The sequence below is a fragment of the Devosia rhodophyticola genome (assembly GCF_028816475.1).
In the GTDB taxonomy this organism is placed as follows: domain Bacteria; phylum Pseudomonadota; class Alphaproteobacteria; order Rhizobiales; family Devosiaceae; genus Devosia; species Devosia rhodophyticola.
In genome coordinates this window covers 3,312,343-3,329,955 of the sequence record NZ_CP118247.1, presented here as the reverse complement: position 1 = coordinate 3,329,955, position 17,613 = coordinate 3,312,343, and the positions used below count along the sequence as shown (strand labels likewise).

General features: G+C 55.6%; 11 protein-coding genes. 3 read left to right on the top strand and 8 right to left on the bottom strand.

The features are described from left to right. The 3 genes from PSQ90_RS16305 to aspS all read right to left on the bottom strand — a co-directional run bounded on the left by PSQ90_RS16305 (position 1) and on the right by aspS (position 5,949). Positions 1-2,274, bottom strand: a complete 2,274-nt coding sequence (locus tag PSQ90_RS16305; RefSeq protein WP_282213102.1) for an NADP-dependent malic enzyme — start codon at positions 2,272-2,274, stop codon at positions 1-3. Positions 2,275-2,407: 133 nt separating this feature from the next. Beyond that, the gene (locus PSQ90_RS16300; protein WP_282211302.1) at positions 2,408-4,009 is read right to left on the bottom strand and encodes an EAL domain-containing protein; all 1,602 of its coding nucleotides are present in this window, start codon (positions 4,007-4,009) and stop codon (positions 2,408-2,410) included. Positions 4,010-4,173: 164 nt separating this feature from the next. Further along, complete coding sequence (gene aspS, locus PSQ90_RS16295; RefSeq protein WP_282211301.1) at positions 4,174-5,949, bottom strand: aspartate--tRNA ligase; 1,776 nt, start codon at positions 5,947-5,949, stop codon at positions 4,174-4,176. A gap of 201 nt (positions 5,950-6,150) precedes the next feature. On the opposite strand from aspS, the gene rnd reads away from it, so the two are divergent. Then, positions 6,151-7,320 (top strand): ribonuclease D, encoded by a 1,170-nt coding sequence (gene rnd / locus PSQ90_RS16290; RefSeq protein ID WP_282211300.1) that lies wholly within the window; start codon positions 6,151-6,153, stop codon positions 7,318-7,320. Between the two features lie 13 nt (positions 7,321-7,333). Here the strand turns inward: rnd and PSQ90_RS16285 are convergent, their stop codons facing one another. Genes PSQ90_RS16285 through PSQ90_RS16270 form a run of 4 tightly spaced genes read right to left on the bottom strand, consistent with a single transcriptional unit; the run spans position 7,334 to position 12,862 of the window. Further along, positions 7,334-8,869, bottom strand: coding sequence for a Ppx/GppA phosphatase family protein (locus tag PSQ90_RS16285; RefSeq protein ID WP_282211299.1), 1,536 nt, complete (start codon positions 8,867-8,869; stop codon positions 7,334-7,336). Then, a complete protein-coding gene (locus tag PSQ90_RS16280; protein WP_282211298.1) occupies positions 8,866-11,037 on the bottom strand; it encodes an RNA degradosome polyphosphate kinase in 2,172 nt (723 codons plus the stop codon). Before PSQ90_RS16280 ends, PSQ90_RS16285 begins: the two co-directional genes overlap by 4 nt. Then, the gene (locus PSQ90_RS16275) at positions 11,030-11,767 is read right to left on the bottom strand and encodes a P-loop NTPase family protein (protein ID WP_282211297.1); all 738 of its coding nucleotides are present in this window, start codon (positions 11,765-11,767) and stop codon (positions 11,030-11,032) included. The genes PSQ90_RS16280 and PSQ90_RS16275 overlap by 8 nt, the downstream gene beginning before the upstream one ends. A 9-nt stretch (positions 11,768-11,776) precedes the next feature. Beyond that, entirely contained in the window at positions 11,777-12,862 is a 1,086-nt protein-coding gene (locus PSQ90_RS16270; protein WP_282211296.1) for an AI-2E family transporter, read from the bottom strand. 133 nt (positions 12,863-12,995) lie between these two features. Here PSQ90_RS16270 and purM point away from each other — a divergent pair, with 133 nt between their 5' ends. Both purM and purN read left to right on the top strand, forming a co-directional pair. Then, positions 12,996-14,072: a phosphoribosylformylglycinamidine cyclo-ligase gene (gene purM / locus PSQ90_RS16265; RefSeq protein WP_282211295.1), complete on the top strand. Its 1,077-nt coding sequence runs from the start codon at positions 12,996-12,998 to the stop codon at positions 14,070-14,072. Next, positions 14,069-14,650: a phosphoribosylglycinamide formyltransferase gene (gene purN, locus PSQ90_RS16260; protein ID WP_282211294.1), complete on the top strand. Its 582-nt coding sequence runs from the start codon at positions 14,069-14,071 to the stop codon at positions 14,648-14,650. Before purM ends, purN begins: the two co-directional genes overlap by 4 nt. Positions 14,651-14,689: 39 nt before the next feature. On the opposite strand, the gene gyrA is transcribed toward purN, so the two are convergent. Next, positions 14,690-17,482: a DNA gyrase subunit A gene (gyrA, locus tag PSQ90_RS16255; protein WP_282211293.1), complete on the bottom strand. Its 2,793-nt coding sequence runs from the start codon at positions 17,480-17,482 to the stop codon at positions 14,690-14,692. Positions 17,483-17,613: the final 131 nt, after the last annotated feature.

The following is a 17,613-nucleotide window of genomic DNA, read 5'->3' as shown; positions in this document are numbered from 1 at the left end:
TCAACCCTCCAGACTCAGGGACTCAGTGGCAGCAATGGCCGCCACGTTGACGATCCCCCGGCTGGTTGTGGATGGCGTCAGAATGTGAGCAGGCGAGCGCGGCCCCATCAGGATCGGACCAACCGACAAGCCATTGTTCATTTCCTTGAGCAAAGTCATTGAAAGGTTGGCGGCATCGAGATTGGGAAAAATCAGAAGATTGGCTTCACCGTTCAATATGCTGTCGGGAATGTAGCGTTCACGTAAATCCTGATTGAGCGCCAGATCGCCCTGCATTTCACCTTCGACAATCAGATCGGGGGCAATTGCCTTGAGCTTGTTATAGGCCTCCCGCATCTTGTAGGCGCTGTCGCCATCGCGAGAGCCGAAGTTGGAATAGCTGAGCAAGGCAATTTTGGCTTCGATACTAAAGCGCTTGAGATGGTCGCGAGCTTGCAAGGCAATGCCGACGATTTCATCAGCGGTCGGATCAAGATTGACATAGGTATCAGCAAGGAAAAACGCCCCATTGGGCATGATCAGCATCGACATGGCCGACACATCAGCAACGCCATCCTGCAGGCCGATGATGGAGCGAATATCGCGCACATGCTTGATGTAGCGACCCTGCAGCCCGCAAATCAGGCCGTCCGCCTCACCCCTCTTGACCGCAAGAGCTCCAATCACGGTAGTGTTGGTGCGCACGACCTGCCGCGCCGTATCGGGCGTTACGCCGCTGCGGCCCACCAGTGAATGGAACAATGACACATAGTCGCGATAGCGGGGATCATCCTCAGGGTTGATGATCTCAAAATCAGTGCCCGGCCGCAGGTTAAGTCCAAACCGCTCCAATCTGGCTTCGATCACAGCGGGGCGTCCAATCAGGATCGGCTTGGCGATGCGATCCTCAAGCAGCACCTGAGCCGCCCGCAAGACGCGTTCATCCTCGCCATCGGAAAAGACAATGCGTTTGCTCTGCCCCTGCGCACGCTCGACGATTGGCTTCATAACCAACCCGGAGCGGAAGACGAAGCGATTGAGCGTGTCGCCGTAGGCTTTGAAATCCTCAATCGGGCGGCGCGCCACACCAGATTCCATTGCAGCGCGCGCAACCGCAGGTGCAATGCGCAATATCAGCCGCTGATCAAACGGATTGGGAATAATGTGATCGGCGCCGAACACGGCAGGCGAACCTGACGGTGATACTTCCAGCCCCGGCTGGTGGGCCAGTTTGGCAATTGCCCTAACCGCGGCCAGCTTCATTTCCTCATTGATTGTTGTCGCGCCAACGTCAAGAGCGCCTCGAAAAATGAAGGGAAAGCAGAGGACATTGTTGACCTGATTGGGATAGTCGGACCGCCCGGTACAGACCATGGCGTCGGGCCGGGTCTCTTTCGCCAATTCGGGCATGATTTCCGGATTGGGATTGGCAAGCGCCAGAATCAGCGGTCGCGGCGCCATTTTCTTGAGCATTTCCGGCTTTAGAACGCCCGCCGCAGACAGCCCCAGGAAAACGTCTGCGCCCTCGATCACCTCTGCAAGCGTAGTCGCGTCGCTCTGCCGGCGGAACTGCCCGCGCCATTTGTCATTGACGTCATTACGCTTGTGCGTGACCAATCCGTCCTTGTCGGCAACCCAGATATTTTCGTGCCGAGCACCCAATGCCACCAGCAAGTTGAGACAGGCGATGGCCGCGGCGCCCGCGCCCGAGGCACATATCTTGACGTCCTTGATCTTTTTGCCAGCAAGCTCGAGACCATTTGTAACCGCGGCACCCACAATAATAGCGGTACCATGCTGATCATCATGAAAAACCGGTATGCTCATGCGCTCGCGCAGGGTCTCCTCGATCTCAAAGCAATCCGGCGCCTTGATATCTTCTAAATTGATGCCGCCAAAGGTAGGCCAGAGGGGCGCAACGACCTCGATAAATTTCTTTGGATCAGTTTCGTCGATTTCGATGTCAAATACGTCGATGCCTGCAAATTTCTTGAAAAGGACGGCCTTGCCCTCCATCACCGGCTTGGACGCAAGGGCACCGATATTGCCAAGTCCAAGCACAGCCGTGCCGTTAGAAATCACAGCAACGAGATTACCCCGCGAGGTATATTTGAATGCCGCGTCCGGCGCTTCGGCTATCTCCTCACAAGGCGCTGCAACACCGGGTGAATAAGCTAGTGCAAGGTCGCGCTGATTGCCCAGCGGTTTTGTCGCCTGAATTTCAAGCTTACCGGGCTTTGGAAACTCGTGAAAATGCAGAGCTGCTTCACGCAATGCCTTGCGCTGTTCATTCATATCCGATGACACAGATTTATCCTCCACCCATTGCCGTCGCGCCACGACTTATTCTCGCAGCGTCATTTAGCCCGTTCGTGCCACCAAATCATTCAGAAATAAAGAGTAGGTCGCACATAGGTGCGCATTTGAGCTAGGCAGCCTGCTCAATCACCGCGCCAATGCGCTGTCTTGGAACCTGTGTGGCGTGAAGCGCCAAAGCCAACTCTTTGAACGCCCCAACCTTTAGGGCTGGCGCAAAAATGAAGCCCTGCGCCTGGGTTACCCCGTGTGCGCGCAAATAGATCGCCTGCGCTTCGGTTTCGACGCCTTCAGCGACGACTTCGGTGCCCAATTTTTGCGCCATGGTAATCAGACCGTCCAGCACCGGCACTTGCGTGATGCCATCCTGAATCATGTTTACGAAAACTCGGTCGATCTTAATGATATCAACGCCAAGTGTCTGAATATATTCAAGATTCGAATGTCCAGTGCCAACGTCATCCATCGCAAGTCGCGCGCCGAGCGCATGCAACCCCGAAATAACACTGAGCGCCTGTGTCGAGTTCGCTAGCGGGCGGCGTTCGGTGATTTCAAAAACCAACTGCCGGAAATTAATATTTGTTCCGCCAAATATGGCCTCCACATCCTCGACGATTGCACCATCTCTAAAATGACCCTCGAACAAATTGATAGCAATCTTCATTGTAGGCATGCGCAGACAGACATCCTGGAGATCAACCTTGACCTGCTCCATCAGAGACAGCGTCATGGGTATGGCCAGGCCAGTCACCTCAGCGTAGTCAATGAACGCCCCCGGCGGCACAACTTCCCCGTTGCGTTTTTCCCAGCGGCAGAGAACTTCGCAGCCTTCCAGTGCGCCGGTCTTGAGATTGATCACGGGTTGATAATAGGGCTTCAATTCCCCGCGCGCGATGGCGCGCTCAAGATCAAATGCAGGCACCTTCGATCGGCGCACATATTTCAACGCAAGGATCAAAAAACTCCCGCTCATGATACAGGCGATGATCGTGAACCCGACATCAAGATCGGCATAGCCGGCGCGGACAATCGCAAATGGCACGGCGGCCTCGGCTCTGAGCGGCAACACGCCAGCAAAAGACACTCCAGATACGAACTCGGTGCTCGTGCTTCTCCGGTCAAACGGCTGAGGATCGCCCACAGTCAAGATCGGTGTGCCGTTGGTCAACACAACCCGCACCATGGCGGCAGGCTTCAAATCGTTACTCAACGTCTCAGCACCCTGCCCTAACAGCGGCATGAAAACCGAAATGCGCCTACTCTGACTGAAAGTCTGTGTGATTTTGAGTGCGGGCATTGAAAGGTCGCCAAGCTTGACGACAGTAATGGTTTCGGTGTGCCCCGGAATGGGAAGATTTTCTGAAATTGGTGAGTAGGCGACCTGGCGCCCAAAAGCGTCACAATATTGAACGCCATCTGAATTCTCGACCAGCACCTGCTTCAAATTGAGACTACCCTCAATCTCACGTTGGGCATTGGCAACGAAGGTCGGCGTACACAGCGACGGGCTCTCGGCGATTATCGTGCGTAGCGAGGCTATGGAGCTATCCGCAACATGTTCGATCTGGCTGGTAATCGAACTAACCGCCTGCTGAACATTATTTTTTTCACGTTCGCGGACGTAATTATCGAGCAGATAATCGACCCCGAATATAGGAAGGAACGCCAAAATGGCGCCCACCAACATCAGGATATGTGAGTATCTCCACTGCAAGCTACGAATCCACAAAATCTTAAACTGCACTCATTGAGTAGCAGTCAGCCTTTAATGGACTGTTAATGCTAGTTAAGCATCTCCGAACGTGGGAAACGCCCAAAACAACAAAGGGCAGGAGACCAATGCCCTGCCCTTTGCAAACTATCGCTTTTGAAGGAGCGCTACTTGTCTTGCACGTTTGGCCGGATGTGCAATTCGCGAAGCTGACGCGCCGAAGCTGGCGTCGGCGCTCCCATCAACAGGTCTTCTGCCTGCTGGTTCATGGGGAACGCCGTAACTTCGCGCAGGTTCTGCTCATGGGTCAACAGCATCACAATGCGATCAACACCGGGGGCAATGCCACCATGCGGCGGTGCCCCGTACTGAAGAGCCCGCAACATGCCGCCGAACTGCTCTTCGAGTTGCGATTCTTCATAGCCAGCGATTTCGAACGCCTTCCGCATGATATCGGGACGATGATTACGGATCGCGCCTGAACTCAACTCATATCCATTGCAAACCGAGTCGTACTGATAAGCCTTAATTGTGAGTGGATCCTGACTTTCCAATGCTTCCAAACCACCTTGAGGCATCGAGAATGGATTGTGAGAGAAGTCCACCTTCTTCTCTTCCTCAAGCCACTCAAACATTGGGAAATCAACAATCCAGCAGAACGCGAACTGTTCCAGATCCAGAAGGTTCAAGTCCTGGCCCGCTTTGGTGCGCGCGTCACCGGCAAACTTGTAGAACTTGTCTGGTCGGCCACAGACAAAGAATACGGCGTCGCCATCAGAAAGATTAAGCTGTGCCTTGATTGCTGCAGTCCGTTCCTCGCCAATGTTTTTGGCGATTGGTCCAGACCCGGCCCCCTCCTTAAAGAAGATATAGCCGAGCCCAGGCTGACCCTCGCCCTGCGCCCAGGCATTCATGCGATCACAAAATGCCCGGCTTCCGCCAGTTGGCGCGGGGATCGCCCATACCTCGACCTTTGGATCATTGGCAATCTGCCCGGCAAAAATCTTGAAACCCGAACCCGCGAAATGCTCAGTAACGGCCTGCATCTCGATGGGATTGCGGAGATCGGGCTTGTCCGTGCCGTATTTCCGGATCGCATCGAGATAGGGAATGCGCGGGAAATCCTGCGTCACACGCCACCCGTTGCCAAACTCCTCGAAAATTCCGCGCAACACGGGTTCGATGGCCTGAAAGACATCTTCCTGCTCAACAAAACTCATCTCAATATCGAGCTGGGTGAATTCTGCGGCGCGGTCCGCCCGACCGTCTTCGTCACGGAAACAGGTGGCAATCTGAAAGTAACGGTCAAAACCTGCAATCATCAGCAGTTGTTTGAACAACTGAGGTGACTGCGGCAGCGCATAAAACTTGCCAGGATGAACACGCGACGGCACCAGAAAATCGCGCGCGCCTTCCGGGCTCGACGCCGTCAGCATCGGGGTCTGATATTCCATGAACCCACGCTCAGTCATTCGATTGCGCAGCGAAGAAATTACCTTCGATCGGGTAACGATATTGCGGTGAAGCCGTTCACGACGAAGGTCGAGAAAGCGAAACTTTAAGCGCACATCCTCTGGATAATCCTGCTCGCCGAACACTGGCAGCGGCAATTCGATGGCCGATCCCAAAACTTCCAGCGAACGAACGTAAACTTCAATCGCCCCCGTCGGCAGATTGGGATTGACCGCATCATCGGCCCGCGCCTTGACCTCGCCGTCGATCTTGATGACCCATTCTGCGCGAACCTTCTCGGCCTCCTTGAATGCCGGAGAATCTGGATCGATGACACACTGGGTCATGCCGTAGTGGTCGCGCAGATCCATAAACAGCAGGCCGCCGTGGTCGCGAATGCGATGCACCCAGCCACTAAGCCGCACAGTTTCCCCAGCATTTTCAGCGCTCAGGGCCGCGCAGGTGTGGGAACGATATGGATGATTTGTCATTGCGGAACCGTTCAATATTGGCCGATAGTTTGGGCGGGAAAAACGCATGAGCGGCCCAGCTTGTCAAGCATTGCCGCCCGTTTGGCTACCCTTTTCATGGAAAAGACTCTAACCAACTCACATTCCTTAACAAATCCCTTCTGGAGTGATTGAGCTTCACCTGATAGTAACAGTTGAGAAAGAATTGGGACGGACGCCCGCATGGAATTGATGACAACGACCGATGCGCTTGAAGCATTTTGCGACCGCGCCGCCAAATTTGATTTCGTAACAGTTGATACAGAATTTTTGCGAGAAACCACCTATTGGCCCAAGCTATGCCTGATCCAGGCCGCCACTGACGACGAAGTGGTCTTGATTGATCCGCTGGCAGTTTCCCTCGATCTTAGCTCATTCTTTGCGCTGCTGGCCAATCCAGACGTCACCAAGGTATTCCACGCCGCCCGTCAGGACATCGAAATCTTCGTAAAGCTGACCGGCAAGGTTCCGCTCAATATCTTCGACACCCAGGTTGCGGCCAGCGTTTGCGGCTTCGGTGATAGCGTCTCCTATGACAATCTGGTACGCGCCATAACCGCAGTTGAGCTTGATAAGTCGTCCCGGTTTACCGATTGGTCCGCTCGCCCGCTTTCTGAAAAGCAGCGGCTCTATGCTGCGGCCGACGTCACCCATCTTCGCGACGTCTATCGTGAACTTACCAAGCAGGTCGCAGCCACGCGCCGCGCCGGTTGGGTCGACGATGAACTAACGGTATTGCGAAGTATTGATACCTACGTCGTACAGCCCGATCGCGCCTGGGAACGGCTGAAACTCAAGATTAATCGTCCCCGCGATCTGGCGGCGCTCAAAGTGCTTGCCGCCTGGCGCGAAAAGCGCGCCCAGGATAGCGATCAGCCCCGCAGTCGCATTCTCAAGGACGACGTACTGTTCGAACTGGCGATGCAGCGTCCGCTGAAGCCAGAGGCTTTTGAGCGACTGCGGGCTGTCCCGCGCGGTTTTGGCAGAAGCGCGGCAGCAGGCGAAATTATTGCCCTGCTCAAGCCCGTCGAGGAAATAAGCAAAGCCGACTTGCCAAAACTTCCCGAGCGTTATCGCGGTCCCTCGCCGAAGGGTGCCATTGGCGATCTGGTTCGCGTCTTGCTCAAATCGGTAGCTGAACAGAATGGCGTTGCCGCGCGTATCATCGCGACTTCTGATGACATTGATGCACTGGTTCTCGACGATGAGGCGGACGTTGCGCCGCTTCGGGGATGGCGTCGAAAGTTATTCGGTGAAAAGGCCTTGGATATCAAACATGGTCGTATTGGCCTTGTGGCGACGCGCAAGGGAATTGTGGAATTTCAGGTCGAGTCAGACGCGGCCGCCGAGTAGCGGCCGCAAATTTTTAGACAGCGACCTGAATGGACGTCTGCTTGAAACCGGCTACGCCACCAAACTGATCCAGGCGGCTGCGCAGGTGTTCGCCATCAAGAAACAACAGGTCCGCTGGCAGCAACAGGACCAAAGCGCCGTCATGCACCTCAAAATTGATGCGTGGCAAAATGCCGGGCATGGCCGCTGACATTGGATAGGCAACGCGGAATAGCGCACCAATCAACCGGGCTCTTGCGTTGCCCTCGGCGCCCGCCAAATCCTGCAATGGTCCGGCGGTAACCTTGTTCTTTATCCCGCCATAGCGCACCGCGATGGCCTGCGCGAGAAAAGCCCGTCCCGGATGGTCAATGCCAATAAGCGATCCGTAGGCAATGGCGTCCACGCTCTGGGGGCCGCGATAGTCAGGATGTGCCCGCCATCCCAAATCCGCTAGTAGGCAAGCCACCTCGCGGAGCCGTCGCATCGCATCGTTTTCCTTCAATCCCGTCGCCAGGAAAAACTGACTGGTGAACGTCATCAGATCATCGGCGTGGGCTGGTGAACGCGAACGCAGCACCGACAGTTCTTCAGAGGCCTGGATTAGCGGGTCGACCGCCTGTTCGCGCTTGTCCAGCATGCCGAACAAATACCCCTCACGAACACCAAGGGCCGAGAAAACCACATTGTCGAATTTGCCAGCCTTGAGCAGTTCGCCCATCACGGCGGCTCCATACGGAACCAGATCACGGCGCGAGGAGCTGACATTTTCCGAGCCGGTATAAGACTTTCCACCATCTATGATTTCGGCACAAAGCGATTTCATATCGCTCGCGGAGACCGAATAATGCTGAACCATATGCAAGGGATAATCGCGCAAAACCTGATGCAGCTTGGCCAGCGACCGCCATGTGCCACCAATTGCGCAGAACGTGCGGCCGACATTTTCCAAATCAAGTTTGGAGTTTTTCAGTCGGTCCCGAACAATATTGGCTGCCTTGCTCGGCGACCCGTCGCTATCGTCCTGCAAGCGAATGACGCCGAGTTCATGGGTTTCTCCATTGGTATCTGTTCGATCTGCAATGGTTGAAAGTTCAAGGCTTCCGCCGCCCAGATCGCCGATGAGGCCGAAGAAATCCGGGATGCCTGCAACGACGCCAAGCGCTGCGAAATGTGCCTCCTGTTCGCCGCTGAGCACGTTGACCGGGCTGCCCATGACTTCTTCGACGGCTGAAACAAACTCCGTGCGGTTCGTTGCCTCCCTGACCGCTGATGTTGCCAGAATGTGGACCTTGCCGACGCGCATCAATCGCACCACCAGCGCGAAGCGTTTTATGGCGACAAGCGCCCGCTCCATATTGTCGTCAGCCAGCCGACCGCTGGAGGCCATGCCACGCCCCAGGGCACAGGCAGCCTTCTCATTGTATAAAGGAGTAAGGGATCGGGCATGCCGCTCATAAACCACAAGTCGAACGGAGTTGGAGCCGATATCGAGCACGGCAACAGGTTTTGCGCCCTTGATCCGTCCCTGTGCAGTGGGATCAGCGTCTACGCCCCAGAACTGGTTCAATCGATGCCCTCGTCGCCCTCCCCGGCACCAGCGCGTCCGCGCCCCGACAGAGAGGGGTTGGTCATGAAGTAATCATGTGCGTTGAAAGGCTCCTCACCATCCAGCGTGCGCACACGATGCGAACTGCCATCCGGCAACACTTCCCAGCTCTGCTGGTTGTCACGCAAATAGGCACCGAGAATGCGATCAAGAATCTGCTTGTGCACCGTCGAATTCAGGATTGGTACCATCACTTCGACCCGTCCGTCCAGATTTCGTCCCATAAGGTCAGCTGAGGAAATATAGACCTTAGCGCGCGGCGAGAGCATATCCTCACCATTGCCAAAGCAATAGATCCGGCTGTGCTCAAGAAACCGCCCAACCACCGACTTAACCCGAATATTGTCCGAAAATCCGGGTATTCCAGGCCGAAGGCAGCATATCCCCCGAACGATCAGATCGACTTTGACGCCCGCTTGGCTCGCGTCATAAAGCGCATCAATCAAAAGCGGATCGACGAGTGAGTTCATTTTCAACAGGATCCAGGCAGGCCGTCCGTCCTTGGCGGAGGCGGCTTCCCGCTCGATATTCGCGATCAGCGTATCGCGTAGATTAACCGGTGAGACCGCGATGGTCTCGAGTTCGGTAGGACGGGCATAGCCAGTAATGAAATTGAAAACGCGGGCGACATCCCTGGTTATCGCCGGATCAATTGTGAAATAGCTTAGATCAGTGTAAATCTTAGCCGTTATCGGGTGATAGTTTCCCGTCCCAATGTGACAATAACTTACCAGCTTGCCCTTTTCGCGCCGTACGATCTGGCTGAGCTTGGCATGGGTCTTGAGCTCAATAAATCCGAAAACAACTTGCGCCCCGGCTCGTTCCAGATCGCGCGCCCAGCGAATGTTGGCTTCTTCGTCAAACCGGGCCTTGAGTTCAACCAGACACGTCACTGACTTGCCAGCTTCAGCCGCCATCACCAGCGCTTTGATGATTGGGCTGTCGGCTGACGTTCGATAAAGTGTCTGCTTGATGGCCACAACATCGGGGTCGCGCGCTGCCTGCATCAGGAACTGGGCCACGACGTCAAACGTTTCAAATGGGTGGTGCACCAAAATGTCCTTGGCGCGGATTGCCGCGAAGCAATCGCCATTATGATCCCGAATACGTTCAGGAAAGCGCGCGTGGTACGGCGGAAATTTCAGGTCGGGGCGGTCGATGTCGCAGATTTTGCGGGCATCGGATAAACCCAGAAATCCCTGTACTTCAAAAATATCGCCATCCTTGACGCTCAACTTCTCGCTGATCTGGCGCTTGAGCGCTCGTGGCATCGAGCTTTCCACCTCGAGGCGGATAACCTGTCCGCGTCGCCGCTGGCGCAGAGCGCTTTCAAATTCGACAACGAGATCGGCGGCCTCATCATCGATTTCAATTTCACTGTCTCGAATAACCCGAAACGCGCCTGAGCCGACCACTTCATGGCCGGGAAACATTTTATGAAAGAATATTTTCACCAGCGTATCAATGGTGACGACTTCAGAGCGCCCCTCTGACGCCAGACTGGTCGGCAAATTAATGAAGCGATCAAGATTGCTTGGCAGGCGAACCAACGCGGTCAACGGCGTGTCGCCATCGGGGCGGCTCAATTCAAATGCCAACGCCAAACCCAGATTGGGAATAAACGGAAATGGATGCGCCGGATCGACCGCAATCGGCGTCAGTACGGGGAATATTTCTTCGCGAAACAGTTTTTGCAGGTACTCAACTTGCTCGGCACCCAGATCATCGGCTTCGTGAATGACAACATTCTGTTCGAACAGTGCTTCCCTGACCGTCTGCCACTGGTCCTGCTGCTCAAGCTGCAAATGTTGGGCAAGGGTCGCAATTTCATCGATTTGTTCGGTTGGCGTCAGACCGTCAGCACTCAGTTTTGTTAGGCCCGCCCGCATCTGTCCCTTAAGACCTGCAACGCGCACCATGTAAAATTCGTCGAGGTTATTTGCCGAGATGGAAACAAACCGCAGCCGTTCAAGCAATGGGTGGGCCTCGTTGCTGGCCTCTTCCAGCACGCGCATGTTGAACTGGAGCCAACTGACTTCCCGATTGACAAAGCGGGCCGGACTGGAGCGCAGCGCCTGGACATCAGGTCCGGCGACTTCAGACTCGCTCAGCTCGCTCATTTCATTCATCACTTTCACCTTCAATATCGCGAAACGACTCGCCGCGCTCGCTCTGCCGACGCTCAAGCGCTGCGGCGGCAATGCCGCGCGTTATCGCACTTTTTTCTGCAAGGGCCAGCCGATCCATCAAGTCTACGAGCTTGGCTACTTCTTCGGTCGAACGCTCCATCCGCGCCACGACATAGCCCACGATTCGGGGATCAACCTTCACTTGACGGTCAGCGAACAGTTTCACCAACATCTGTGACAATTGAATGTCATCGGTGATAGAAACATTGAACACCACAGCCCGCCGCGCGCGTGACAACACATCGTTGGTTTGAAATGGCCATTTGGTGACCTCTGAACGGGCAGTCATCAGCAGAGGCCGTTGATCACGCAGCGATTGGTTTAACAAGTGAAACAGCGACGTTTCCTCGTACTTTCCACTATCAATGTCCTCGATTACCAAGGGATGATCTCCACCCGACCGAGCCAATCCTTCCAGTTCATCGGGGCTGGCGGGCACCGCACCGCTGCGGTCAGCGAATATCCGCGCTAAATGGGACTTGCCTGACTTCGGCGGACCGACAACAACTGTGAACGGGTCGCCCCAACCGGGAAAGTCCAGGATCCGACGATAGGCGAGCCTGTTGCCATCACCCACCAGAAAGTCAGACATTGCCAGCGCAGGGGTATGGCCCAATTCCAGCGCCATTTGCCCACGTGAACCAACCAGCGGTCTTTCGCTCGATATCATGACACGATCTTATACCGGATCGCCGCCAGAGCCACCATTATGACCGAGATAAAGTGTGCTCGCCTTGTATTTTGCAACGCCAAATCTGATTAGCACAGCACCGATGGCCGCCAGCGGAACTGCGAGCAGCAGACCGACAAATCCAAACAGTGCCCCAAAAGCCAACAAGGCAAACATCAGCCAGACCGGATTGATATTGATGCTCGACCCGACCAGTTTGGGATAAAGTACATTGCCCTCGATGAACTGGCCAATCATGTAGATCGCAAAAACTACAGCAATCAGCACCCAATTATCACCGAATTGCACAAATGCGATGCCCATGGACAAACCGAACCCGAGCGTAAACCCGAGGAACGGCACAAAACTGAGAAATCCGGCGATCAATCCGATTGCCAGACCGAAGTTCAACCCGACAAGGCTTAAAGCGGTGGCATAATAGGCCATGTCGATCAATACGACGCCGCCCTGCCCTCTGATCACCCCGGCCATCGAGCTGTTGATGTCGCCCAGAATGTCGTTGATCTCGCTACGATGATCGCGTGGCAAAAGCCCCTGCAACCCCCGGACCATGCCTTCCCAGTCCAGCAGCAGATAAAACGCCACGACCGGCGTGAAGATTGCAAAGCCGATGGCGCTAAGCACAGTCATTCCACTGGAGACAATTTCGCCAGAAACCACAGCAACAATGCCGACCATGCGGCCCAACAGATCGGTAACGGTCGCTTCGACCTGGGCGGCTCTTTCAGGGCCCAGCCATTGATTAAGTTCGGGCGCCCAACGTCGCGCCAATGCCTGGAGATCTGCCGCATATCCTGGCAATCGCTGCACCAGTCCCACCACCTGCTGCCCGACCAGCGGCACCAGCATGAAAAACAGGCCAAGCACTACGGTGATGACAGTGAGCAACACGACGGCCGTCGCCCAACCGCGGCTAAAATGCCAGCGCTGCATCTGGTTGACCAGCGGATTAAGCAGGTAGGCGAGCGCAGCGCCAACCACGAACGGCAACAGGATGCCTCTGAACAGCCAAACCAACAGGCTCAATGCAACGAGGAACGCTATCCAGATCAACACTTGATTTCGCAATGTCATACGGTGGGCGACCCTTGCGTCACAATGGTGGAAAAGCTATCAGCCTGTTATCGGTCGGCACTGTAAAGTTCAACTGCTTAGGTGCTCCCGATGCCCACAAACCCGAATTTTCCAAAAATTGGCACTGAGGCCCATGTCCGACAAGCAAAACCTGCCACCAAACGGACTGTCATACAAGCAGGCTGGTGTTGACATTGATGCTGGCAATGCGCTGGTTGAAGCAATCAAACCAGCCGTTCGCTCGACACGGCGGTCCGGTGCCGATGGGGAAATCGGCGGCTTCGGCGGCCTGTTCGACCTGAAAGCCGCGGGTTTTACTGATCCTGTGCTGGTTGCCGCCAATGACGGCGTCGGCACCAAACTCAAGATCGCCATCGAAACCGGTCGGCATCACACGATCGGCATCGACCTCGTTGCCATGTGTGTAAACGATATCATCGTTCAGGGTGCCGAACCCCTGTTTTTCCTCGATTATCTGGCAACCGGTCACCTCGATGTGGAACAGGCGACATCGATTGTTGAGGGCATAGCCGAAGGCTGCCGACAGGCCGGATGCGCTCTTATTGGCGGCGAAACGGCAGAAATGCCGGGTATGTATCATGGCAAGGATTACGATCTTGCGGGTTTTTCTGTTGGCGCTGCCGAACGCGGAACACTTTTGCCGCGCAAGGACATTGCTGCTGGCGACGTGCTCGTGGCGCTGACGTCGTCGGGCGTCCACTCCAACGGATATTCGCTAGTCCGCAAAATTGTCGAAGTTTCCGGCGTCGACTGGTTCATGGACGCACCATTCTCTGCTGGCCAGTCACTGTCCGAAGCCTTGCTGACGCCAACGCGGATATACGTCAAACCGCTCCTGGCGGCGCTAAAATCGGGGCTGTCCATCAAAGCATTGGCCCATATTACCGGCGGCGGTTTCATTGACAACATTCCGCGCGTCCTGCCCGACCACCTTGCGGCTCATGTTGATCTCGGTGCGATTGTCGTGCCCAAGGTATTTGGTTGGCTGTCGCGCAGCGGCGGCATGAGCCAACGCGAGATGTTGCGCACCTTTAATTGCGGTGTCGGCATGTTGATTGCTGTTGCGCCCGAAGATGCACCCGAATTGGCCAATCAACTGACGGCTGCGGGTGAAACCGCTACGATCGTTGGCAAACTGACCGAACGGACCGGCGAAGCGGTATCATTCGATGGTGCGTTGGCATTGTGAGCAAGAAGCGCGTCGCCATTCTGATATCAGGACGCGGCTCAAATATGTCTGCGCTTATCGACGCTTGCAAATCAGCCGACTACCCCGCCGAAATAGTCGGCGTCGGGTCGAACCGCGCGGCAGCGCCGGGTTTGAAAATCGCATCATCCCACGGCCTCAAAACTTTCTCGTTGGCCCAAAGCCAATTTGAAAGCCGTGAGGCCTTCGACTTGGCGCTCACGCAAAAACTCGAAGAATGGCATGTCGACATCGTCTGCCTCGCAGGCTTCATGCGCATGCTGACGCCCGAATTTACGCTGCATTGGGCCGGTCGGCTTATCAATATCCACCCCTCGCTCTTGCCGCTCTATCGAGGACTCGACACCCACGCGCGCGCGCTGGCCGATGGCGCTTCAGTGCACGGTTGCACTGTGCACTTTGTGACGCCCGGCCTTGATGAAGGGCCCACGATACTTCAGGCACAAGTGCCGGTCCTTCCCGGTGACACACCGGAAACGCTAGCGGCCCGCATTCTGGTCGAGGAACATCGAATTTACCCGGAGGCGTTGCGCCTGCTGGCATCGGGCGCGTTGAGCTAGGCAAAAAAACGGGCTCCAAAAAGGAGCCCGATCTCAAATTCACTCTGCGGTGGGCTCGTCCGGCGTTTCCGGATCACCTTTGGCCTCTGGATTTTCGGCCTCTGAATTTTCGTCTTCAACCTCATCCTCGTCCGGCTCGCTGATCCGTTCCACCGAGACGACTTTCTCGCGTTCGGCCGTATCGAATACGATAACGCCCTGCGAGCCGCGCGATACGATACGGATCGGCTTTTTGCCTTCGACCGGCATACGGGTCATCTGTCCCGCATCGGTCACCAGCATAATTTGGTCTTCCGGCGAAACCGGGAAGGAGGCAATCAACGAACCGTTCCGCTTGTTGACCGCCATCGCCACGATGCCTTTGCCGCCGCGTCCGGTAATGCGATATTCATGGCTGGACGTACGCTTGCCGTAGCCATTCTCTGATACCGTTAGGATGAACTGTTCGGCCGCACTCATTGCCACGTACCGTTCCTGGCTCAACTCACCCGAAACGGTTGTCTCGTCGCTATCGTCTGCGGCGGTCTCTTCGTTTTCCGCCTCGCCGCGAACCGCCCTGCTCATCTTGAGGTAGGCAGATCGTTCGTCCGATACCGCCTCAAAATGGTGCAGGATGGCCATGGAAATGACCTTGTCGCCGCTTGCCAGCTGGATGCCACGGACGCCCATGGAGTCGCGCCCCTTAAAGACGCGAACATCGCCAACCTGGAAGCGGATCGCCTGTCCCAGCGCAGTGGTCAGCAACACATCATCGCTGGCAGAGCACGTGTCGACACCAACAATGCCATCGCCTTCATCCAGTTTCATGGCGATTTTGCCGTTTTGGCGTACTTCGACAAAATCGGCCAAGGAATTCCGGCGGACCGTACCGCGCGTTGTGGCAAACATGATGTCCAGATCGGACCAACTGCTTTCATCCTCAGGCAAAGGCATGATCGAGGTGATCCGCTCCCCCTGCTCCAGCGGAAGGATGTTGATCAATGCCTTGCCACGGGCTTGCGGTGCCGCGATCGGCAAACGCCAAACCTTGAGCTTGTAAACGATACCGCGCGACGTGAAGAACAGAACCGGCGTGTGAGTGTTTGCAACAAACAACCGCGACACGAAATCCTCGTCGCGCGTCGACATACCCGAACGCCCTTTGCCCCCACGATTTTGTGCACGGTAGGTCGACAGCGGCACCCGCTTGATGTAGCCGCCATGAGTGACCGTAACCACCATGTCTTCGCGCGCGATTAGATCTTCATCATCAAAATCAGCAGCGCTGTCGGTGATTTCGGTTCTACGAGGATAAGCGAACTGCTCTTTGATCGCCGTCAGATCGTCGCGGATAATGGCAATTACCCGTTCGCGGGATCGCAAAATTTCCAGATAATCGGCGATTTCAACGCCCAATCCGTTGAGTTCCTCGCCAATTTCATCGCGCCCCAGAGCGGTCAACCGCGCCAGACGTAATTCCAGAATGGCTCGCGCCTGCTCCTCTGAGAGGTTGAACGTGCCATCTTCATTGATCCGGTGGCGCGGGTCGTCGATCAGCGCAATCAGCGGCGCCACATCATGAGCCGGCCAGTTCCGCGTCATCAACTGCTGCCGCGCCGTCGCCGGATCGGGCGCGGTACGAATCAAAGCAATAACCTCGTCGATATTGGCAACAGCAACGCCCAGACCAACCAGGATGTGGGCGCGGTCACGCGCCTTGTTCAAGAGGAACCGCGCACGCCGCGTCACCACTTCCTCACGGAAGGCTACAAACGCTGTCAAAATTTCCCGCAGGTTCATCAACTGCGGCTTGCCGCCGTTGAGCGCAACAAAATTGCACCCGAATGAAGACTGCAGCGGAGTAAAGCGATAAAGCTGGTTCAACACGACGTCGGGCAAGGCATCACGCTTGATCTCGACCACGACGCGCATGCCGTTGCGATCACTCTCGTCGCGCATGTCGGCAATGCCTTCGATACGCTTGTCACGCACCAGTTCAGCGATCTTTTCAACCATCGAGGCCTTGTTCACCTGATAAGGTATCTCGGTGATGATCAAGGCTTCGCGCTCTTTGCGCACCTCTTCGATGACTACGCGACCGCGCATCATCACCGACCCGCGCCCCGTCTCGTAGGCGGAGCGAATTCCGTGACGCCCCAAAATCAGTCCCGCCGTTGGGAAATCGGGACCGGGTAACACATCCATCAATTCATCGACAGTTGCATCCGGATTACCGATGAGCATCAGCGCTGCATCAATCACTTCACCCAGATTGTGCGTCGGAATATTGGTCGCCATGCCAACAGCAATGCCGCCGCCGCCATTGACCAGCATATTGGGGAACCGCGCCGGCAACACCACTGGCTCTTTTTCCGAGCCGTCATAGTTTTCACGGAAATTAACCGTGTCCTTGTCTAGATCGTCCAGCAGGGTATTAGTGACCCGCTCCATGCGCACTTCAGTATAGCGCATCGCAGCAGGCATATCGCCGTCGACCGATCCAAAATTTCCCTGCCCATCAATGAGCATCAGTCCCATTGAAAAATCCTGCGCCATGCGTACCAGGGCCATGTAGACCGATTGATCGCCATGGGGGTGATATTTACCAATCACATCACCCACGACACGCGCAGATTTGCGATAGGCTTTGTTCCATTCGTAGCCATTCTCACTCATCGAGAAGAGAATTCGCCGATGCACCGGCTTCAAACCATCCCGGACATCCGGCAGCGCGCGACTCACAATCACGCTCATGGCGTAATCGAGATATGATTTGCGCATTTCGTCGGTAATGGAGATGTTCTCGATATCGGAAGGAGACGAACCGCTTCCGGCTTCTGGCTGATCTGTCACTGGGCTGATTCTTGGTTGGCCAACATGCATATCCTATAGGCGATTCCGCACCACAATGCCAAGGATTGCCATGGCTGCTGTCCGCGCCCGCTGGACGGCGCCGACTTTACCACCTACCAATTCTGTTCTGA